Here is a 19533-nt window from a genome sequence, read left to right on the forward strand (position 1 = left end):
ATTGGAGGAATGGAAGATGGAGAGCATCATAATAATTTCTGGAGAAACGAAATTTTCCATTACACTTGACCCAGGTGTTTGGATTTTCGATGACCGTAAAATTGAGTTAACTACCTTTTTTTCTAAGCAACAAGAAGTAACCGATGAGCTGGAAGCCTATACAAGGTCTGTTTCAAAACATTGGGATCGTGAAATAACTGAAGGTGCCGTTTTTCCGCCAACTTTAAAGACCGAAAAAAAATATGAAAAAGAAAAGGTTTTAACTGGCACATTTGGAATTCCTTTTAAGCCATTCTTAACAAACGCTGAGCCTAAACAAAACGCAAAGAAAGTGATTGTAAAAACGGTTAATGAGGAACATGAAATATCACTCGATATAGCGAAAGAACTTATTCTCGCTTTCTCTGATGCAGGAAAACCTCTAACTAGCGACGGACCTATTCATGTTTATTTCGGAGATGGCTCAAACAAAGGAAATCCGATAAAGAACGTGAGAGAGTTCATCGTAAAGTAAGACAACGGGTGCCCTTTTGGTACCCGTTTCCTATTAAATGCTATCGCATTGCTTTCTTACCGCTAGAGAAGCTCAGCTGCAAGTCTTGCTAATCCAGACCTTTCCCCCTTCAATAATTTAACATGTCCGGAAACAAGCTGATCCTTAAACCGCTCAACTACATAAGTAAGACCATTATTATAGGCATCAAGATATGGATGGTCAATTTGCTCTGGATCCCCCATTAAGACTATTTTACTTCCCTCACCCACCCGGGTTAAGATGGTCTTTACTTCATGCTTCGTTAAATTTTGTGCCTCATCAATGATGATAAATTGCTTTGGTAAGCTCCTACCGCGAATATAGGTTAGGGCCTCAACCTCGATCGACCCCATACCCGCAAGGATGGCATCTAACTCCCCTGGCTTTTTTGTATTAAATAAATATTCAAGATTATCATAAATCGGCTGCATCCATGGTCTAAGTTTTTCTTGTTTTTCTCCAGGTAAAAAACCGAGATCTTTTCCTACTGGTACAATTGGCCGTGCCACGAGAAGTTTTTTAAATTCTCTAAAGTCCTCAGTCAACATTAAACCAGCTGCAAGTGCAAGTAGGGTTTTTCCAGTTCCAGCTTTCCCAATCAAGGTGACAAGTGGAATATCTTTACGCAGCAATAATTCAATGGCCATTGTTTGCTGAACATTTCTGGAATGAATTCCCCAAACATGTTCTTGATTGATGGCAAGTTTCTTTACTTTTTTCCTGGTTTTGTCCACCATTCCTAACGCTGAAGATGAACCGCCAAGTGAATCCTTCATGATTAAATATTGATTCGGATTAAATGAATGTGTTGAAATTTCCGATAGAAGCAGTTCACCTTTTTCATAAAAGCGCCCTAGTAATTCTACTGAGAGAAATACCTCCACAAAGCCTGTGTAAATATGATCAACCTCGACGACTCGATCGCTTAAAAAGTCCTCAGCTGTTAATCCAATGGCATCAGCCTTCACTCTCACGAGAGCATCCTTGCTCACTAAGATAACAGGCTTACCATTTTCCTTCATTAGTTCCTCTGAAGATAAGTTCTTTGCAACTGCGAGAATTCGATTATCATTTGTTTTTTCAATAAAAATGTCCTGTAAATCGTGAAATGCTCGATGGTTCAACTCAATCCGAATGGTTCCACCATTTTCAAGCGGAATTTTCTCATGAAGTTTTCCTGCGGCTCTCATGCCATCAATTAATCTTGAAACATGCCGGGCATTTCTTCCTATTTCATCCATATACCTTTTCTTTGAGTCCACTTCTTCTAGGACAACTGCTGGTATGACAACTTCATTATCTTCGAAAGAGAATATGGAATACGGGTCTTGTAATAAGACGTTTGTATCTAACACGTATATTTTACTCAAAGCGACGCCTCCACTATTTCTAGTTGTTAGGTTTGTACCCCGAATAGATGACAAACCTATTTGCTAGAAACGACTTTGGTAAAATATATGTTTATTCGAATAAAGATAGAAGGTTTTCCGCACAATAAATGTAAGTTGACTATTACAAATAACAATCTTTTTTATTCGTTTATTTCAACTCTTTGTGGAGGAGGATATTAAATGAAGAAGTTTTTTATGATTATTGGCTTAATTTTAGTTTTAATTGGATGTAATAACACCAATACTGCCCAAAATGATCAAAAGCAAAATTTAATAAACGTAAAGAACAGCGAAATTGAAAATGTCGATCGTAAAACCGGTCAGCAGGTTTCCAAACGTCTTGTTGAACTCGCAACTAGTATTCCAGAGGTAAACGATGCGACGGCAGTCGTCCTCGGAAGGTATGCAATCGTTGGAATTGATGTCAATTCCAAGGTAGATCGTTCACAGGTGGGTTCGATTAAGTACTCAGTCGCTGAAAGCTTGAAAAACGACCCCTATGGTGCCAGGGCAGTGGTCATTGCTGATGCAGATACTAATCAGCGCTTAAAGGAAATATCAGCTGATATTCAAAAGGGAAGACCAATACGTGGAATCATGGAGGAGTTAGCCGATGTTGCCGGACGATTAATGCCGGAAATTCCAGCTAAAATTATCGACCCGAATCCAACAAAAGCACCCGAAGAACCAAAGAAACAGCTTAATCAACAAGAAGAAAAGACATTAGATCGTAAACAAGAAGAAGAATCAAAAGAGCATATGCACAAAAAACCACAATAGAAAGAAAAGCGGAAGCTCCAGCGCCTAGGGGCTTATGACCCTAGGCGCTGGAGCTAGCCAAAAAAGCTTAGTCAAACGACTAAGCTTTTTTCATGGCTTCCATTACTTGAGTATCTAATCTTGCGGCTGCCGCCTTGTCATAGGTTTTGTCGTACTGTGGCTCTGTGACAATTTTAGAACCATAGAACATTACATCTCTAACCTCGTTAATCCTAATCTCGATCAACGCCAGTTTTAGTGGTACATCTTTTAGTCTCTCTTCTTTAAGAGCGGCATCGCCTTGAATGGAGTATGTAGATTCATTAGCAATTAAATTTAATACAACTTTGTTGTTTTGATTAATATTCTGAATAATTCTTGACCGATTATCTACTGCAAAATAGATTGTATCTTCATCTTTTGCTAATACCCAAGAAATTGCACTTACATTTGGGCCTCCTGTTTCAAAATCAATTGTTGCTAATGTAACGAACCTTTCCTTTTGCAGCTCTTCAAATAATGGCTGAATAAGCTTTGGTTCAACCTGATTTGCCATTCCATACAACCCCTTTAATCATTTCCATGATGCTATTTTAAAAACAGATATTCTCATATTACTATTATCTGTTTTTTTCATCAACTTAAACACATTTGGTTACCTTCCACAGAAGAGAATGTTATACTATAATATAACTGTAAAAGAATGGACTCGAGGTGTATGATGAGAGTAAAATGCGTGATCTGCGATAAAATTGAATCAATTGAAGATGAATCCTTGGAGGCAAAACGTCTTCGAAATCGTCCAATCCATACATATATGTGTCATGACTGCAGTAATCGAATATCTGAAAAAACAAAGGCAAGACTTGACAGTGGAAATTTTAGATTATACCGCGCTCGTTCTGAAGATGATAATTGGTAAGAGAACAGCTACTTAAACAAAAGACCCGCATGTTTTTATGACATGCGGGTCTTTTCTATGATAAGAAAGTATAAAATTCAAATTTGAGAATTGTCCAGCTCCAGCGCCCTAGCGGCTAGTGTCCTTCGCTCTCCGCCCTACGATAAGTCAAGCACGAATGCGCTATCGCTCTTCGCGTTTCCTTTATCTCAGTTGGAGCGCTCCATAAAGGAAGGCATCGTAAGCATTGGCATCGCACGAAGGAAAAGCGTTTTTCTTTTTCGAGGAGGCCATACGCCGCTGACCAGGGCGCTTCCGCTTTTCTTAGTCTTCAAATGGGAAGTTACAATATTTATCAGGCTCTTCGTTGATTTGGTTGAGCATAACCTCTATCAGTTCACGAGGAAAGCGTGTCTTTTTCGTTTCTCCACCCTGAATATATGAAACATAGTACATCATCTCATCGGTTGTCACTTCAATATTCGTCAAACGGTATTCGTTCATGATCATATCATCAAACAGATCTAACGTTTCTCTCGCTGCCGTATCCTCAGGACGAGCATCACATACAACCTTTATCGAAAGCCAATTATAAAGTGCATCCTGTACCGATTTCATTTCTGTATCCCCCGTTACTTTGCTTCAGCCTGCTGTTTCTTCGATTGGTGTAAGCGAATTTTATAAATGATTAAGATTAAAGCAGCTACAACAAGTCCCTCTGCAATCGGCAAAAAGATACCTAATAAAGTAAGGATTGTACTGCCAGCCGCTAAAAAAATGTAAATAATAATCGTTTTTCCAAGTGGCAGCTTTTTTGCAAAACCAAGTTTATATACCAAAATCGATAATGCGACGATGGTTAAATAGAGAAGCCACATTCCTAATTTTGGCTGTTCGGTTACATTATACAGAGCAGGGAAAAACGAAAGCCGTTCCGCTACATTCACTTAGCAAAACCTCCTCTCACGAGAGCTTAGCTCAATTCTGCATATTTTTTCTTTTTCGCTTGTCTTTCTCGTTCATTTTTATCAAGGATTTTCTTACGCAAACGAATGGATTCAGGTGTTACTTCACAGAACTCATCATCGTTAAGATACTCTAAAGACTCCTCTAAAGTCATTATTCTTGGCTTTTTAATAACCGAGGTTTGGTCTTTGTTTGCTGAACGGATATTGGTTGCCTGTTTTACTTTGGTAATATTAACGGTGATATCATTTTCACGAGTGTGTTCACCAACAATCATGCCTTCATAAATTTCAGTTCCCGGATCAACGAAAATGGTTCCGCGATCTTCAACCTGCATAATCCCGTAAGTAGATGCTTTACCTGATTCCATAGAAACAAGGACACCTTGACGTCTTCCACCTACTTGGCCTTGAAGCATTGGCTGATAACTATCGAATGTATGGTTGATAATTCCATACCCTCGCGTCATCGTTAAGAACTCAGTCGTATAGCCAATTAATCCCCTTGCTGGAACATTAAAGATTAAGCGAACTTGACCAGAACCATTGTTGATCATATCAATCATTTCACCTTTACGGGCACCAATAGATTCCATTACCGCACCAGTATGTTCTTCAGGAACATCAATTTGAACTCTTTCTACTGGTTCACAGCGAATACCGTCAACCTCTTTTACAATTACTTCTGGTTTTGACACTTGAAGCTCGTAGCCTTCACGACGCATATTTTCAATTAAGATGGATAAATGTAATTCACCACGCCCTGAAACAATCCAAGCGTCAGGCGAATCAGTATTATCAACTCGCAAGCTTACATCTGTTTGTAATTGTGCATGTAATCTTTCTTCAATTTTTCTTGAAGTTAAATATTTTCCTTCTCTACCTGCAAACGGGCTATTGTTTACAGCGAAAGTCATTTGCAGGGTTGGTTCATCAATTCTTAGAACAGGCAGTGCCTCTTGATGCTCAACTGGACAAACGGTTTCACCGACGTTGATATCTTCCATTCCTGAAACGGCAATCAAATCTCCTGCTTTTGCTTCCTGAATTTCTTGGCGCTTTAATCCGAAGAAGCCAAAAATTTTGGTAACACGGAATTGTTTAACAGAACCATCCAGTTTCATCAAGGCAACCTGCTGGCCAACCTTCATTGTGCCCCGGAATACCCTTCCAATCCCAATTCTACCAACATAATCATTATAATCAAGTAAGGCAACCTGGAATTGAAGTGGCTCCTCATGGTTATCAACTGGTGCTGGGATGTGCTCTACAATCGCATCATATAAACATTGCATGTTTTCATCCTGCTTTTCAGCATCAACACTTGCAGTACCATTGATAGCAGAAGCATAAATGACAGGAAATTCAAGCTGATCTTCTGTTGCATCCAGCTCAATAAACAAATCAATGACCTCATCAATGACTTCTGCTGGACGTGCAAAGTCCCGGTCAATTTTATTGACAACGACAATCGGAGTTAAATTTTGCTCTAGTGCCTTCTTTAGAACAAAACGTGTTTGTGGCATTGTACCCTCATAGGCATCAACGACAAGTAAAACACCATCAACCATTTTCATAATCCGTTCCACTTCACCGCCGAAATCAGCGTGTCCTGGTGTGTCTAAAATGTTGATTCTTGTATCTTTATATTGAATCGCTGTGTTCTTTGCAAGAATCGTAATTCCACGTTCTCTCTCTAGGTCATTTGAATCCATTGCACGTTCTTCAACATGCTCATTTGAACGGAAAGTTCCTGACTGTTTCAATAATTGGTCGACCAAAGTAGTTTTTCCATGGTCTACGTGGGCGATGATTGCAATATTGCGAATATCTTCTCTTATCTTCAAAAGATTCACTCCTACCTCTATTTAAAAAAATTCAAGCTATATATAGTTTCCCATTTACAACTAAAACATTATACCATAATTAAAGTGGAAACCTATAAGGTTTTTATATAGAATGAAATTATTATATTTGTTTTCTCGGGGAGGGGATTTATCTGAAGAATCAAATCAAGTGGATTTTCGTTGTCTATTCGATTCTTGCAGCCTGTGGAATTATGGGAATTGGTGTAGCAATTGGAGAAAAGAGTGTTACCGGGATTATCGGTTGTATCCTTGCCGTTATCGTTGTGATGGGAATGGGTTTTAAAACAAAAGCAAAAATGCGAGCGAACGGAGAATTATAAATCATACTTAAAAGAAGCCTGAGACAATCAGGCTTCTTACCATTTCCCATCTTTTAAATAATCCTTCATGATTGTTTGGTGTAAGCCAGGTTTGGCAACGAGAAGTGAATCTTTCGATATATAGTCGAGCTTTTCACCTCTTAAGTTCGAGGTTACCCCTCCTAATTCCTCAATAATAACAGCACCTCCCGCATAATCCCATGGTGATAACCGCATCGAGATATACGCATCTACCCGGCCAGTTGCTACAAACACCATTTCAAGTGCGGCCGACCCATAAGATCTAGTTCCCCTTGCTTCTTTAACTAACGGGATCATCAAATTGTGATCAATACGATGATTTTCCATCACCCAAGTTGCATTCAAAGCTATAATCGATTCTTTTACCGTAGTTTCCTTTAATATAGGAAGCCTAACATCATTCATAAAAGCCCCTTTATCTTTAATGGCATGGTATAATTCGTTGTGGGCTACATCATATATGATTCCAATTTTACCTTTCCCTTCTTCATAAATACCAAGGGAAATTGCAAAGTTCCGCTGTTGATGAACGAAATTCATGGTCCCATCAATCGGATCAATGATCCAAACAATGCCGTCAAGATCCTCTAGTTCATCGCCTAATCCCTCTTCCCCTAATATTTTATGGGCTGGAAAAGTGGTTCTAATTTTATTAATAAAAAACTGTTCAATTTCCTTATCAATATTCGTAACTAGATCATTTGGATTTGATTTTGTCTGAATATTTAAGGTTTGATGAAACGAACTTCGGATTTTCTCCCCTGCCTCAATTACCCATTGCTTTGCAAGAAGTTCAATGTATTCCCAGTCCATAATTTCCCTCCAATATTTTCTATAATCATCCATTTTATGTATCTAAATAAAATAATAAACGAACTCTCTCCAATATTTCCAGAGTTCGTTCTATATTATCTCATAAAATAATCTATTTCGTATCATTCCCAAAAGTATCACCTTTGAAGATTATTTCTAAAGAGCCTTTAATCGCACTAATTCTAGGCGAATTTTCTCTAATTTTTGTTTACATTCCTTCATTTTCTTTTCATTTTTTTCTTCGATCGCCTCAAATAGCGTTGCTAATTCATAATCCATTTCTAATCTTAAGACTGCCTTTCTTTCTTTCTCGCCAACTTTTTTTAAGGACGTATTCATGACTTGTTTCATTTTACGCTCTCCTTTCAATCGTTATTAACTTATTTTTCAGACTATTTTTACTGATATAATATGAGCCACTATGTAAGGTTGCAACAAATTTGTGTGTTAACCTAGATAGGCATTAAACTTATTCAAATTCCGACAATATGCTACAATAAATAAAAATGTTCGGCAGGAGGACTTTTTATGGAATTTCAAGGATTCACCAATATTGATTTCGAAGTTTTTCAAATAGATGGTTTAGAACCAAGAATGGATGCGTTAAAAGAAAGGATTCGCCCAAAACTAGAAAGCCTTGGGGAATATTTTGCCCCCACTTTATCGACCTTGACCGGCGATGAAATGTTTGTTCATGTGGCTAAACATGCGAGAAGAACCATTAATCCACCAAAAGATACTTGGGTTGCGTTTGCAAATAATCCAAGGGGTTACAAAATGATGCCCCATTTCCAAATTGGACTTTGGGAAACTCATCTATTTATCTGGTTTGCTGTTATTTATGAGGCACCGCAAAAACAAGAGATTGCGGTACGGCTCTCAAAAAAAATATCAAAAATTTATAAAGAAATACCAAAGGAATTTGCTTGGTCTCTTGACCACACTAAGACAGAATCCTATCAACATGGGCAGCTAAAAAAAGAGGATCTTAAAAGCATGTTAGAGCGATTGGAAAAAGTAAAGAAAGCAGAGTTATTGTGCGGATATGAAATAAGTCGGGAAAAAGTATTAGAGATGAGTGCAGACGATTTGCTTCAACAAATAAATGAGGTATTTAATAAAGTAGCACCTCTATACAAAATGGCTTTAAATATCAAATAGAAAAAAGCTCCAGAGAACCTGGAGCTTTTTTCTACTTCATTATGATCTTCTCACCAGAGGCAGTTTCTTTTGCTTTTTTTATTGCCCTATAGGAGGAATAACCACTAATTTCTTCAAATTCGCCACAAATTGTTTTTTCTTCTGCTTTGCTTGGAACAATTTCTTTAAAACGGCGATAGATGTTCATTAGTTCATCACGATCGATGCCTTTTTCATAGGCTTTTTCAATTGCTTCATAGTATTTAATGACATCAACGATTTCATCGGTTGACCAATGATAATCAATTGGGTACTGATATTCCAAAATTTCACCTGCTCACTATTTTTACATAACCTTATATTATCGTTATTTTGTCCATTTTTCACGAATTTTTTCTGCATCTTTAATCATGCGGCTAAAAAGTTCAGCTACCGAAGGAACATCTTTTATTAGTCCCATTACCTGACCAGCCCAAGCAAAACCTTCATTTTCCGCCCCATTGTATATGTAGCGTTTATTCGCCTTGCCACTAATTAGATCTTTCAGTTGTTCGTAATCCCCGTTTTCTTTTTCTACCTCAAGGATTTTCTCAGTCCAATAATTAGCAATCGCCCGCGCTGGCATCCCTAGAGTGCGTTTAATAATAACAGTATCAGCTTCTGTTCCTTCGACTAACCTCTGTTTATAAAGCTCATTTGCATGGACACATTCCTTCGTAGCAATAAATCTCGTTCCCATTTCAATTCCTTCTGCTCCTAGGCTTAAGGCCGCCATAAATCCTCTTCCATCCCCTATTCCTCCGGAAGCAATAACCGGAATAGAAACAGCGTCCACCACTTGTGGAATAAGAACCATTGTTCCAATATCATCCCTACCCAGATGTCCTCCTCCTTCTTGTCCAACAACCATCACGGCATCTGCACCAAGCTGCTCCGCCTTCTGAGCCTGTCTTTTTGCTGCTACTAAGACCAGCTTTTTGATGTCTGTCCCTTTTAATTGTTCAAAAATAGGGGCTGGGTTGCCTCCAGTCATCGAAATAACCGGAACATCTTCATCAATGGCTACTTGTAGCATATCCGCAAACGGTCTACCGTGCTGACCTATTGCATAGTTGACACCAAAAGGTTTATTCGTCAGCTTTTTCACTTTCCTTATTTCCTCACGAAGCTGGTCTGGGTTCGCTAGTGACATCGCGGTAATTTGCCCAAGTCCGCCAGCATTCGAAACGGCGGCCGCCAGTTCAGAATAAGCAAGATAAGCAAGCCCCCCCTGAATAATCGGATATTTGATATTTAAAATGTCCGTTACACGTGTTTGCCAATTCAATACAATCCCTCCTAATAATGTTACTAACATATTTCTTTCTTAAAGGGTAAATATCCTTTTTTGAAGGGACACTAAAACAGAAAAGCACAAGGCGTACGAAATAAAAGTAGCTAAGTGAAACATATATCTCTATGCAAGCATAAGTAATAGTGCTATAATTTCATTTGTTTTATGTATTTATATACAATGTACTTTTTAAATAAAGAGGTGTGGAACTAAATTGTCGCAAAATCAAACACCGTTATTTAGCGGTTTATTAGAACATGCAAAAAATAATCCGGTCCAATTCCATATACCGGGACATAAAAAAGGAGCAGGAATTGATCCTGATTTCCGCCATTTTATTGGGGACAATGCCCTATCCATTGATTTAATAAATATCGGACCTTTAGATGATCTTCACAGCCCTAAAGGAATGATTAAACAGGCTCAAGATTTAGCAGCGGAAGCATTTGGTGCAGATCGTACATTCTTCTCTGTTCAAGGAACTAGCGGTGCCATAATTGCCATGATTATGGCTGTTTGCGGACCTGATGATAAAATTATCGTTCCAAGAAATGTGCATAAATCTGTGATGTCAGCCATAGTCTTCTCGGGAGCTATCCCTGTATTTATTCATCCAGAAATTGATGAAGAACTAGGTATATCACATGGAATTACCACCGATTCTGTGGAGAAAGCACTTCTTCAGCACCCAGACGCTAAAGCAGTTCTGGTGATTAATCCAACGTATTTTGGAATTTCTGCGGACTTAAAAAAGATTGTTGAAATCGCCCACTCTCATAATGTTCCGGTACTTGTTGATGAAGCGCATGGGGTTCATATTCACTTTCACGATGAATTACCTCTTTCTGCCATGCAGGCAGGTGCGGACATGGCTGCCACTAGCGTTCATAAGCTCGGAGGGTCGATGACACAAAGCTCAATTTTGAACGTAAAAGAAGGTTTAGTTTCTGCTAAGCATGTCCAAGCAATACTAAGCATGCTTACAACCACTTCCACATCGTATTTATTACTTGCTTCTCTAGATGTTGCACGGAAACAATTGGCAACCAGAGGTAAGGAATTAATCGACAAAACGATCGTCCTTGCACAAACAATACGAAAAAGAATCAACGAAATTGATCATTTGCATTGTATTGGTGAAGAAATATTAGGCTCTAAGGCCACATTTGATTATGATCCAACAAAGTTAATTATTTCCGTAAAAGAATTGGGATTAACCGGTTATGAGGTCGAAAAATGGTTAAGAGAGAAACATAATATTGAAGTTGAAATGTCCGATTTATACAATATCCTTTGTATTATCACCCTTGGGGATACAGATTATGAAGCAGACCTGTTAGTAAATGCCTTAAAAGAACTAGCCATGGAACGCGAAGATCTCGGGAGTACGCATAATCCATTACAAGTATTGTTGCCAGACATCCCTGTGCTTGCATTAACGCCTAGAGACGCTTTCTATGCAGACACGGAAGTCATTCCATTTGAAGAATCAGAAGGTAGAATTATTGCGGAGTTCATCATGGTCTATCCTCCTGGAATTCCAATTTTCATTCCAGGTGAAATTATCACAAAAGAAAACCTACATTACATCCAGAAAAATCTTGAGGCTGGATTACCTGTTCAAGGTCCTGAAGATGATGAAATCAAAACCATTCGTGTTATAAAAGAATATAAAGCTATTCGTTAATACACAAAAATACAGGATTCCAATTTGGAATCCTGTTTCTATTTTAAAAAGTAGGTTTTAAATTATTCTTCTGAATGATGTTCATCACAGCAATTACATTTTGAATAGAGAACTGTTACTTTTTCATCTTCAAAATGATCAATAGTTGAATCACAAGCCTGGCATACGATTGTACCCATTTTTTTCAATCCCCTTTTCATAATGAAATGTTTATTGAAAGCGTTTTAACATCCTTAAATCTATAATAATATAACACATTTAAAATTTCAAGCCTAAATTGTATGTCACATTTATTTTTTTATAATAAAAAAAGACCCTCGAACAGGCCTTTTTCATTTAAAATTACTCATATTCGGTTACAAAAGGAATTTGTGGAAGGGTTAAGCTGAAGAATTCGGCTAAATCAGCGGCTTGTTGCTTATCAGGAATCCGAAAAACATTTTGAAGGTATTCAATGTCTTTAATTTCGTTTGGGTCGAGGAGAGTTGAACGGCCAGTTTGCATGCAGACAACAAGGGGCTTTCCAAAAAACATATTAGTGAAAATGATCCCGAAATCATACCGTGTATGTTCGGTTGTAAATCCAATAAATCTCACATTTACATTCTCATGCTCATCATAGAGTTTATCGAATAATTCCATATGAAGCCTCCTTTATATTAACATTCAGAATATTATTATAATTCATTTTTTGGTAATTAACAACCTCATTTATCACTAACAGTTGTCATCCAGGTTTTTTCAGTGCTAGAATAGAGGTGACATAAATGGGCTAGGGGGGAATGATGATGGCTGAAAACGCATTCATTAAGCTTGTGCCTTCATCTGCACAGCAAACCGTAACGGTTGATGAGCTAAAGGATCTTTTCCAATATTATAAAAATATCACCGTTAAAACGGGAGATCAATTAAATTGGCAATATGGCGAATCTGCTTTTCCGTATGAAATAAAAGAAACAGAGGATGGAAAAGGGAAATGGTTTTATTTACACTCAAACAACGAACGTTATTACGCGATTTTAATTGGCATTGATCAAGAAACCATTCGAGATGAAGAGGGTAATGAAAGTGAACAAACCTACATACAGGTCACATTACCGGAACAATCAACCTTTGGTGATAAAGGAAAGGCAAATGAATTCTGTAAATTCCTTGCTAAGAAATTAAAAGCAGAATTGCATCTTTTTAATGAAAGAGTCATGTACTACTATCCAAGGAAATAAATGCTTAAACTCCCTAATAGGGAGTTTTTTAATGTGTAATTAATGAAAGTGTGTAATGGATGGAAGTATAAATCACGAGGCTGAGTGAAGTAATAAAGAAAGTTTTTTCTTTCGATTTTGTCACAGAATTTCCAATTAAAAATGCTATATAAAAGAAAACAAAAAACATTAAGACTTTATACATGAGCTGGTCATGCTTGGACAGCCATTCAATCAAGGTGAAACTGCTCCAAATGAAAAACTGCAGAATTACGACAATATAAACCCTCATATTCATCACCACTTTAAACATACGTCTTAATAGAAATATCGTTCTGTTGTTAAGTAATATATATGAATGAAAACAGGGAGATATATTTGATATTCGCTAAAAAATGGGAAAGTCCTTTCCGTTATGAAACGAAAAGGACTTGGATGTATCATTATTTTAGAATGTGGATTGGTGTTCCAAGCACTACTTCAGCAGCTTCCATTGTAATTTCCCCTAATGTTGGGTGAGCATGAATGGTCATTGCTAAATCTTCTGCAGTCATACCAGCCTCAATAGCTAAACCTAATTCAGCAATCATATCAGATGCACTTGCACCGGCAATCTGTGCACCGATAACAAGGCCATCCTCTTTACGAGTCACAAGCTTAACAAAACCATCTGCACTATCAAGCGATAATGCACGGCCATTTGCAGCAAATGGGAATTTAGCCGCATTTACTGTGATTCCTTCTTTTTTCGCTTGCTCTTCTGTATAACCAACACTTGCTAATTCTGGTTCTGAGAAGACAACTGCAGGGATCGCTAAATAATCAATTTCAGAGGAATGTCCTGCAATAGCCTCTGCCGCGATTTTCCCTTCATAGGATGCTTTGTGTGCTAATTGTGGACCTTGAACGACATCACCAATGGCGTAAATATTTCCAACACTTGTACGGCATTGCTTATCAATTTCAATAAGTCCTCGATCCGTTAGCTTCACACCAATTTGATCAAGTCCCATTTCATCTGTATTAGGTCGGCGTCCAACCATTACAAATACATAGTCAGCCTCAATTTTCTTCTCTTCACCTTTAGTTTCAAACGTTACAACAACACCGTTTTCGGTTTCTTCTACACCTTTAGCTAATGCTTTTGTATAGAATTCTGCACCCTTTTTCTTCATGGTTTTCTTTACAAGGGCAGCCATTTGTTTATCAAATACACCTAGTCCAAGAATTTCATCTGCACCTTCTAAAATCGTTACTTGAGTACCGAAGCTTGCATAAGCACCACCAAGCTCAATTCCAATTACACCGCCGCCAATTACAACGATTTTCTCTGGAATTTCTTGAAGATTGAGTGCACCTGTTGAATTTAGAACACGTTTAGAATATTTAAAGGTAGGTAACTCGATTGGACGAGATCCTGTTGCAATGATCGCATTTTTAAATGTGTATGTTTGTGCAGAATTTTCACCAATGACGCGCAATGAATTGCCATCAACAAAGTATGCTTCTCCACGAACGATGTCAACCTTGTTACCTTTTAATAAACCTTCAACACCGCCAGTTAATTTTTTTACAATTCCAGATTTAAATTCCTGAACCTTTGTAAAATCAACCTTGACGTTTTCTGCAGTAATACCAAATGCATCCGAATGCTTAGCAACCTCGTAGCGATGACCGGCTGCAATAACAGCTTTCGATGGGATACAGCCTACGTTTAAACAAACACCGCCGATATATTCTTTTTCAATAATTGTCACTTTTTGTCCTAATTGGGCTGCACGGATAGCTGCAACATATCCTCCAGGACCGGAACCAATGACTATAGTATCTGTTTCAATTGGGAAATCTCCTACTACCATTTGTTACGCCTCCATTAACAATAGTTCTGGATCGTTCAGTAAACGTTTAATATGGTTCAATGCATTTTGTGCCGTTGCACCATCAATCATTCTGTGATCGAAGCTTAATGAAAGTGCCAATACTGGAGCAGCAACAATTTCACCGTCTCTAACGATTGGTTTTTCAGCAATTCGGCCCACACCTAAAATTGCTACTTCAGGGTGATTAATGACTGGAGTAAACCATTGTCCACCTGCAGAGCCAATATTTGAAATCGTACAAGAAGCACCCTTCATCTCATTTGGAGCTAGCTTGCCATCACGTGCTTTTCCAGCTAATTCATTGATTTCGTTGGAAATAGTAAACACTGATTTACGATCCGCATCTTTCACGACAGGTACTAATAAACCTTTTTCAGTATCAGCTGCGATACCGATATTGTAGTAATGTTTATGAATAATTTCACTCGTTGCATCATCTAGTGATGTGTTCAACGCTGGGAATTCGCGTAAAGCACTTGTCAATGCTTTAACAATATAAGGCAGGAATGTAAGCTTAATACCTTTACCTGCAGCAACTTCTTTGAATTTCTTACGATGTGCTACAAGCTTAGTCACATCTATTTCATCCATAAGAGTTACATGTGGTGCAGTATGTTTTGAATTGACCATTGCTTTTGCAATCGCTTTGCGAATACCGCTCATTTTTTCGCGGGTTTCAGGATACTCACCTTCTGGAATTGGTGCTGCCTTAGGTGCAGCAGCTTGTGCTTCACCAGCAGGAACTTGAGTTTCCACTTGCGCTTGTGGAGCTGCTCCACCGCTTAAGAATGCATCAATATCATTTTTAAGAATACGACCATTTTCACCGCTGCCAGCTACAAGTGCAATTTGAACACCTTTTTCACGAGCATATTTACGAACGCTTGGCATTGCAATGATACGACGATTAGGATCTACTTCAGCTTGAGTTTGAACTGGTGCTGGTGCTGGTGCTGCTGCCACAGGTGCTTCCTGTTTCGTTTCTGATGCAGCTGGAGCTGGTGCCGCCGCAGGAGCAGATGCCGGTGCTTCATCACCATGATCGTCACCTTTAAATTGTAAGTTCTCATAACCTGGTGCATCAAAAGTAACTAAAACTTGTCCAACCGTTGCAACAGTTCCCTCAGAAACTAAAACTTCAAGAACAGTACCTTCGACAGGCGAAGGAATTTCTACAACAGCTTTATCATTTTGTATTTCGCAAAGTACATCATCTTCTTGGACTTTATCGCCAGACTTAATAAACCATTTGACAATCTCGCCCTCGTGAATACCTTCACCGATGTCAGGCATTTTAAATTGGAATGTGGTTGCGGTTGCGCTCACTGGGATTCATCCTCCTATTTATATTAATCAGCTATCATTAGTAAAAGTAGGGAAACAGCTTTCCTATTTCCCACCGACAATTAGAAATTTAAAACTTTCTTTGCTGTTTCAATGACATCTTTATAGTTTGGAAGCCATACTGTTTCTGCTTGAGAGAAAGGATAAATTGTATCTGCCGCTGCCACTCTTAGAACAGGTGCTTCAAGGCTTAGAATAGCACGATCATTGATTTCTGCCACTACATTCGCTGCAATACCAGCTTGTTTTTGAGCTTCTTGAACAACGATTGCACGACCTGTTTTTTCAACAGAGGCAATGATTGTTTCAATATCAAGCGGGCTGATAGTACGTAAATCGATAACTTCTGCAGAAAATCCTTCTTTTGCTAATTCTTCCGCAGCTTTTAATGACTCATGAACCATTGCTCCGTAAGTGATGATAGATAAATCCGTACCTTCACGTTTTACATCCGCTTTTCCAAGTGGGATTGTATATTCTTCTTCAGGAACTTCCTGACGGAAAGCGCGATATAATTTTAAATGCTCAAGGAATATAACAGGGTCATTATCACGAATCGCTGAAATTAATAATCCTTTTGCGTCATATGGAGTTGAAGGAACAACTACTTTTAATCCTGGAGTTTGAGCCATTAAACCTTCTAAGCTATCTGAGTGTAGCTCTGGTGTATGTACACCACCGCCAAAAGGAGAACGGACTGTAACTGGCATATTGTAGCGGCCACCTGAACGGTAACGCATCCGAGACATTTGTCCTGCAATGGAGTCCATTACTTCAAATACAAATCCAAAGAATTGAATTTCAGGGATAGGACGGAAGCCTGTTAATGATAGACCAACAGCTAAACCGCCGATTCCTGATTCAGCAAGTGGAGTATCAAATACACGATCTTCTCCAAATTCCTTAAGAAGACCTTCAGTCGCACGGAATACACCGCCATTCACACCAACATCTTCTCCGAATAATAATGTTTTAGGATCGTTGCGCAATTCTGTGCGCAGTGCATCCGTGATAGCTTGGATCATTGTCATTTGAGCCATGACTTACTTCGACTCCTTTGCTTTATAAATTTCAAATTGTTCTTTTAAGTTATAAGGCATATCTTCAAACATAATAGACATTAGATCAGTCACCTTTTGTTTTGGTGCAGCATCTGCCTTCTTAATTGCCTCTTTAATATCTTCTTTTGCTTGTTCAATTACTTCGTTTTCTTTCTCTTCGCTCCAAATTCCTTTCTTTTCAAGGAATTTACGGAAACGGACAAGTGGATCTTTCTTTTCCCATTCATTATCAAGATCAGATGTACGATAGCGAGTTGGATCGTCACCAGCCATTGTATGTGGGCCATATCGATATGTTAAGGTTTCAATTAATGTTGGGCCTTCTCCATTAATCGCACGTTCACGGGCATCGCGAGTTGCCGCATATACCGCTAGTGGATCCATTCCATCTACTTGAATACCAGGAATTCCTGCAGCAACTGCTTTTTGAGCGATTGTTTTAGCAGCGGATTGCTTTTCTACTGGAGTAGAAATTGCAAAACGGTTATTTTGAACGATAAAGATCGCCGGCGCTTTAAATGCACCTGCAAAGTTTATCCCTTCATAGAAATCACCTTGAGATGCTCCACCGTCACCTGTATATGTAATTGCAACAGCTTTTGCACCACTCTTTTTAAATCCTAAAGCAACACCTGCTGCTTGAATGTATTGAGCACCAATAATAATTTGTGGTGAAATAACATTAACACCTTCTGGAATCTGGTTTCCTTGGAAATGTCCACGCGAGAACAAGAAAGCTTGATATAATGGTAGACCATGCCAGATTAATTGTGGAACATCACGATATCCAGGCAGGATAAAATCTTCTTTTTCAAGAGCGAATTGTGAAGCTAATTGAGATGCTTCTTGGCCAGCTGTTGGAGCATAGAAACCAAGACGACCTTGGCGATTTAAAGAAATTGAACGCTGGTCAAGAATACGTGTATACACCATACGGCGCATTAATTCTTGAAGCTGCTCATCAGTTAAGTCAGGCATAGCTGTTTCATTTACAACTTCGCCCTCTTCATTTAAAATTTGAAACGTTTGAAATTGATCTGCTGCTGCATCGAGTGCTTTCCTTGCATCGAGCTGGGCATTCTTAAGTTTAGAAGCCATTTTGTCACATCTTCCTTTCTTTTGATAACAATAATGTAAAGATATTAATCCACTCTTGTTAGATTACCCAAAAAACTTTTACAACATAAACGTGAAATTCTATCTGCCATCTCCAATTAACCCTGTATCATAATTTTTTTTAAAAATAATGGTACAATAATTGATTCCATATTGAGTTTACAATATCTATTGCACCTCGTCAAATACTATGTTTTATAATTTTACATCATGGATGTATAAAAAAATATCCTCTCCACAAAATCCTCTGTACCACTCAATAGCACACACTGTTATATTGATATATTTTCACTTAAATACATAAGAAAATCGGTAGTTTTTCTACCGATTTCTATTCTTCCGCTATTTCTAATCCTGATACTTGATAAAACTCAAGTTTTTTTGCATTATATTGAACTGTTAGGGTATTGAATTCTTCATTTACTTTTAACACTTTTTGATAAGTTTCATTTAAAGTGGTTACTTGCTTTTCAAGTTCCTGAAAGGAAATATTTTTATTTTTAAGCAAAGTGTATAATTCTTTATCTTTAACTAGCGCCTCAGAATAATCTTTTGCCAATTGACTGTGCGCTTGATAACGCTTCAGCATAATATCAAATAACTCATCAGCCTTTTGCTTTTGCTTAGGTTCTTCCAGTTGCTCCTTAATTTCCCCAACTTTTTTAAACTCTTCTTCAGATTTTTTGATACTTTCTGTTTCCTTTATTAAATGGTCTTCTCTTTTCTCAACCATTACCAGCGCTTCATCGGCCAATTTAACAATTTCATCATGTTGTTTCATGCCAAGTGCCATAATCTTGTTGTAAATATCTCTTTCTTGCTTTTCGAGAACAGTAAGTGGCTCTTGTTGCTCCTCGAATTGCTTTTCAGCTGCAGCGACTTTTTCTAATGCTTTATATAATTTTTCTGCTGATGACTGTTCACTTATACAACCACTTAAGATGAAAACAAAGACCAAAATAGAAAAAACGGTCAAGTATTTTCTTATAATCACAGTCCCCACCCTCCCAATGTAATTACATTCCTTACTATATCCTCCGAGCTTATTATTGACAATCTCTCCTCAATAAATTATTACACAGTAATGTAGGAGCCTCCTTGTCTTTCCGATACTAAATTGTCTCAGCTAATTAACTTTTCAGGTATAGTCTGTTAGACTAATGAATATCAATAATTTTAGTTAACTAACAGGAGTGA

General features: G+C 38.1%; 23 protein-coding genes. 7 read left to right on the forward strand and 16 right to left on the reverse strand.

Annotated elements, in window-relative coordinates:
- Nucleotides 1-16 precede the first annotated feature (16 nt).
- Complete coding sequence (locus tag ACWM35_RS02480; protein ID WP_454815145.1) at nucleotides 17-514, forward strand: peptidyl-prolyl cis-trans isomerase; 498 nt, start codon at nucleotides 17-19, stop codon at nucleotides 512-514.
- Nucleotides 515-576: 62 nt separating this feature from the next.
- Here the strand turns inward: ACWM35_RS02480 and ACWM35_RS02485 are convergent, their stop codons facing one another.
- Nucleotides 577-1905: a PhoH family protein gene (locus ACWM35_RS02485; RefSeq protein ID WP_454815147.1), complete on the reverse strand. Its 1329-nt coding sequence runs from the start codon at nucleotides 1903-1905 to the stop codon at nucleotides 577-579.
- Nucleotides 1906-2106: 201 nt separating this feature from the next.
- Here ACWM35_RS02485 and ACWM35_RS02490 point away from each other — a divergent pair, with 201 nt between their 5' ends.
- Nucleotides 2107-2706, forward strand: coding sequence for a YhcN/YlaJ family sporulation lipoprotein (locus tag ACWM35_RS02490; RefSeq protein ID WP_454815149.1), 600 nt, complete (start codon nucleotides 2107-2109; stop codon nucleotides 2704-2706).
- 79 nt (nucleotides 2707-2785) lie between these two features.
- On the opposite strand, the gene ACWM35_RS02495 is transcribed toward ACWM35_RS02490, so the two are convergent.
- Nucleotides 2786-3241, reverse strand: coding sequence for a pyridoxamine 5'-phosphate oxidase family protein (locus ACWM35_RS02495; protein ID WP_454815151.1), 456 nt, complete (start codon nucleotides 3239-3241; stop codon nucleotides 2786-2788).
- Between the two features lie 165 nt (nucleotides 3242-3406).
- Between ACWM35_RS02495 and ACWM35_RS02500 the strand changes: the two genes are divergently transcribed.
- A complete protein-coding gene (locus tag ACWM35_RS02500; protein ID WP_454815153.1) occupies nucleotides 3407-3607 on the forward strand; it encodes a YlaI family protein in 201 nt (66 codons plus the stop codon).
- A gap of 303 nt (nucleotides 3608-3910) precedes the next feature.
- Here the strand turns inward: ACWM35_RS02500 and ACWM35_RS02505 are convergent, their stop codons facing one another.
- The 3 genes from ACWM35_RS02505 to typA are packed head-to-tail and all read right to left on the reverse strand — an operon-like array spanning nucleotide 3911 to nucleotide 6398.
- Entirely contained in the window at nucleotides 3911-4204 is a 294-nt protein-coding gene (locus tag ACWM35_RS02505; protein ID WP_454815155.1) for a hypothetical protein, read from the reverse strand.
- Between the two features lie 14 nt (nucleotides 4205-4218).
- The gene (locus ACWM35_RS02510; protein WP_454815157.1) at nucleotides 4219-4533 is read right to left on the reverse strand and encodes a YlaH-like family protein; all 315 of its coding nucleotides are present in this window, start codon (nucleotides 4531-4533) and stop codon (nucleotides 4219-4221) included.
- Between the two features lie 26 nt (nucleotides 4534-4559).
- Entirely contained in the window at nucleotides 4560-6398 is a 1839-nt protein-coding gene (gene typA, locus ACWM35_RS02515) for a translational GTPase TypA (RefSeq protein WP_454815159.1), read from the reverse strand.
- Between the two features lie 164 nt (nucleotides 6399-6562).
- On the opposite strand from typA, the gene ACWM35_RS02520 reads away from it, so the two are divergent.
- Nucleotides 6563-6739 carry a YlaF family protein gene (locus ACWM35_RS02520; RefSeq protein WP_454815816.1) on the forward strand — a complete coding sequence of 59 codons (177 nt, stop codon included), beginning with the start codon at nucleotides 6563-6565 and terminating at the stop codon, nucleotides 6737-6739.
- A 36-nt stretch (nucleotides 6740-6775) separates the two neighbouring features.
- Here ACWM35_RS02520 and ACWM35_RS02525 read toward each other — a convergent pair whose 3' ends face one another.
- Nucleotides 6776-7576 (reverse strand): inositol monophosphatase family protein, encoded by an 801-nt coding sequence (locus tag ACWM35_RS02525; protein WP_454815818.1) that lies wholly within the window; start codon nucleotides 7574-7576, stop codon nucleotides 6776-6778.
- A 153-nt stretch (nucleotides 7577-7729) separates the two neighbouring features.
- Nucleotides 7730-7924 (reverse strand): hypothetical protein, encoded by a 195-nt coding sequence (locus ACWM35_RS02530; RefSeq protein ID WP_454815161.1) that lies wholly within the window; start codon nucleotides 7922-7924, stop codon nucleotides 7730-7732.
- Nucleotides 7925-8101: 177 nt separating this feature from the next.
- On the opposite strand from ACWM35_RS02530, the gene ACWM35_RS02535 reads away from it, so the two are divergent.
- Nucleotides 8102-8734: a YktB family protein gene (locus tag ACWM35_RS02535; protein ID WP_454815163.1), complete on the forward strand. Its 633-nt coding sequence runs from the start codon at nucleotides 8102-8104 to the stop codon at nucleotides 8732-8734.
- A gap of 31 nt (nucleotides 8735-8765) precedes the next feature.
- Here ACWM35_RS02535 and ACWM35_RS02540 read toward each other — a convergent pair whose 3' ends face one another.
- A complete protein-coding gene (locus tag ACWM35_RS02540) occupies nucleotides 8766-9038 on the reverse strand; it encodes a UPF0223 family protein (protein WP_454815165.1) in 273 nt (90 codons plus the stop codon).
- Between the two features lie 42 nt (nucleotides 9039-9080).
- Nucleotides 9081-10040: an NAD(P)H-dependent flavin oxidoreductase gene (locus tag ACWM35_RS02545; protein ID WP_454815166.1), complete on the reverse strand. Its 960-nt coding sequence runs from the start codon at nucleotides 10038-10040 to the stop codon at nucleotides 9081-9083.
- Nucleotides 10041-10260: 220 nt separating this feature from the next.
- Between ACWM35_RS02545 and ACWM35_RS02550 the strand changes: the two genes are divergently transcribed.
- Nucleotides 10261-11733, forward strand: a complete 1473-nt coding sequence (locus tag ACWM35_RS02550) for an aminotransferase class I/II-fold pyridoxal phosphate-dependent enzyme (RefSeq protein WP_454815168.1) — start codon at nucleotides 10261-10263, stop codon at nucleotides 11731-11733.
- A gap of 62 nt (nucleotides 11734-11795) precedes the next feature.
- Here ACWM35_RS02550 and ACWM35_RS02555 read toward each other — a convergent pair whose 3' ends face one another.
- A complete protein-coding gene (locus ACWM35_RS02555) occupies nucleotides 11796-11912 on the reverse strand; it encodes a GapA-binding peptide SR1P (RefSeq protein WP_454815170.1) in 117 nt (38 codons plus the stop codon).
- 163 nt (nucleotides 11913-12075) lie between these two features.
- Nucleotides 12076-12375 (reverse strand): DUF3055 domain-containing protein, encoded by a 300-nt coding sequence (locus ACWM35_RS02560; protein ID WP_454815171.1) that lies wholly within the window; start codon nucleotides 12373-12375, stop codon nucleotides 12076-12078.
- Between the two features lie 146 nt (nucleotides 12376-12521).
- On the opposite strand from ACWM35_RS02560, the gene ACWM35_RS02565 reads away from it, so the two are divergent.
- Complete coding sequence (locus ACWM35_RS02565; protein ID WP_454815173.1) at nucleotides 12522-12956, forward strand: DUF1885 family protein; 435 nt, start codon at nucleotides 12522-12524, stop codon at nucleotides 12954-12956.
- Between the two features lie 422 nt (nucleotides 12957-13378).
- Here ACWM35_RS02565 and lpdA read toward each other — a convergent pair whose 3' ends face one another.
- From lpdA to ACWM35_RS02590, 5 genes are all read right to left on the reverse strand, one after another.
- A complete protein-coding gene (lpdA, locus tag ACWM35_RS02570; RefSeq protein ID WP_454815175.1) occupies nucleotides 13379-14794 on the reverse strand; it encodes a dihydrolipoyl dehydrogenase in 1416 nt (471 codons plus the stop codon).
- A 3-nt stretch (nucleotides 14795-14797) separates the two neighbouring features.
- Complete coding sequence (locus ACWM35_RS02575; protein ID WP_454815820.1) at nucleotides 14798-16108, reverse strand: dihydrolipoamide acetyltransferase family protein; 1311 nt, start codon at nucleotides 16106-16108, stop codon at nucleotides 14798-14800.
- Between the two features lie 113 nt (nucleotides 16109-16221).
- A complete protein-coding gene (locus ACWM35_RS02580; protein WP_454815176.1) occupies nucleotides 16222-17199 on the reverse strand; it encodes an alpha-ketoacid dehydrogenase subunit beta in 978 nt (325 codons plus the stop codon).
- A 3-nt stretch (nucleotides 17200-17202) separates the two neighbouring features.
- Nucleotides 17203-18318: a pyruvate dehydrogenase (acetyl-transferring) E1 component subunit alpha gene (pdhA, locus tag ACWM35_RS02585; protein ID WP_454815178.1), complete on the reverse strand. Its 1116-nt coding sequence runs from the start codon at nucleotides 18316-18318 to the stop codon at nucleotides 17203-17205.
- Nucleotides 18319-18667: 349 nt separating this feature from the next.
- Nucleotides 18668-19330 carry a YkyA family protein gene (locus tag ACWM35_RS02590; protein ID WP_454815180.1) on the reverse strand — a complete coding sequence of 221 codons (663 nt, stop codon included), beginning with the start codon at nucleotides 19328-19330 and terminating at the stop codon, nucleotides 18668-18670.
- Nucleotides 19331-19533 lie beyond the last annotated feature (203 nt).

This window comes from Neobacillus sp. K501 (assembly GCF_053749995.1).

Excerpts from the sequence above, each read along its gene's own strand:
- ACWM35_RS02480 (WP_454815145.1), top strand. The coding sequence starts at position 17 with ATGGAGAGCATCATAATAATTTCTGGAGAAACGAAATTTTCCATTACA.
- ACWM35_RS02490 (WP_454815149.1), top strand. The coding sequence starts at position 2,107 with ATGAAGAAGTTTTTTATGATTATTGGCTTAATTTTAGTTTTAATTGGA.
- ACWM35_RS02495 (WP_454815151.1), bottom strand. The coding sequence starts at position 3,241 with ATGGCAAATCAGGTTGAACCAAAGCTTATTCAGCCATTATTTGAAGAG.
- ACWM35_RS02500 (WP_454815153.1), top strand. The coding sequence starts at position 3,407 with ATGAGAGTAAAATGCGTGATCTGCGATAAAATTGAATCAATTGAAGAT.
- ACWM35_RS02505 (WP_454815155.1), bottom strand. The coding sequence starts at position 4,204 with ATGAAATCGGTACAGGATGCACTTTATAATTGGCTTTCGATAAAGGTT.
- ACWM35_RS02530 (WP_454815161.1), bottom strand. The coding sequence starts at position 7,924 with ATGAAACAAGTCATGAATACGTCCTTAAAAAAAGTTGGCGAGAAAGAA.
- ACWM35_RS02535 (WP_454815163.1), top strand. The coding sequence starts at position 8,102 with ATGGAATTTCAAGGATTCACCAATATTGATTTCGAAGTTTTTCAAATA.
- ACWM35_RS02555 (WP_454815170.1), bottom strand. The coding sequence starts at position 11,912 with ATGGGTACAATCGTATGCCAGGCTTGTGATTCAACTATTGATCATTTT.
- ACWM35_RS02560 (WP_454815171.1), bottom strand. The coding sequence starts at position 12,375 with ATGGAATTATTCGATAAACTCTATGATGAGCATGAGAATGTAAATGTG.
- ACWM35_RS02565 (WP_454815173.1), top strand. The coding sequence starts at position 12,522 with ATGGCTGAAAACGCATTCATTAAGCTTGTGCCTTCATCTGCACAGCAA.
- lpdA (WP_454815175.1), bottom strand. The coding sequence starts at position 14,794 with ATGGTAGTAGGAGATTTCCCAATTGAAACAGATACTATAGTCATTGGT.
- ACWM35_RS02575 (WP_454815820.1), bottom strand. The coding sequence starts at position 16,108 with ATGCCTGACATCGGTGAAGGTATTCACGAGGGCGAGATTGTCAAATGG.
- ACWM35_RS02580 (WP_454815176.1), bottom strand. The coding sequence starts at position 17,199 with ATGGCTCAAATGACAATGATCCAAGCTATCACGGATGCACTGCGCACA.
- pdhA (WP_454815178.1), bottom strand. The coding sequence starts at position 18,318 with ATGGCTTCTAAACTTAAGAATGCCCAGCTCGATGCAAGGAAAGCACTC.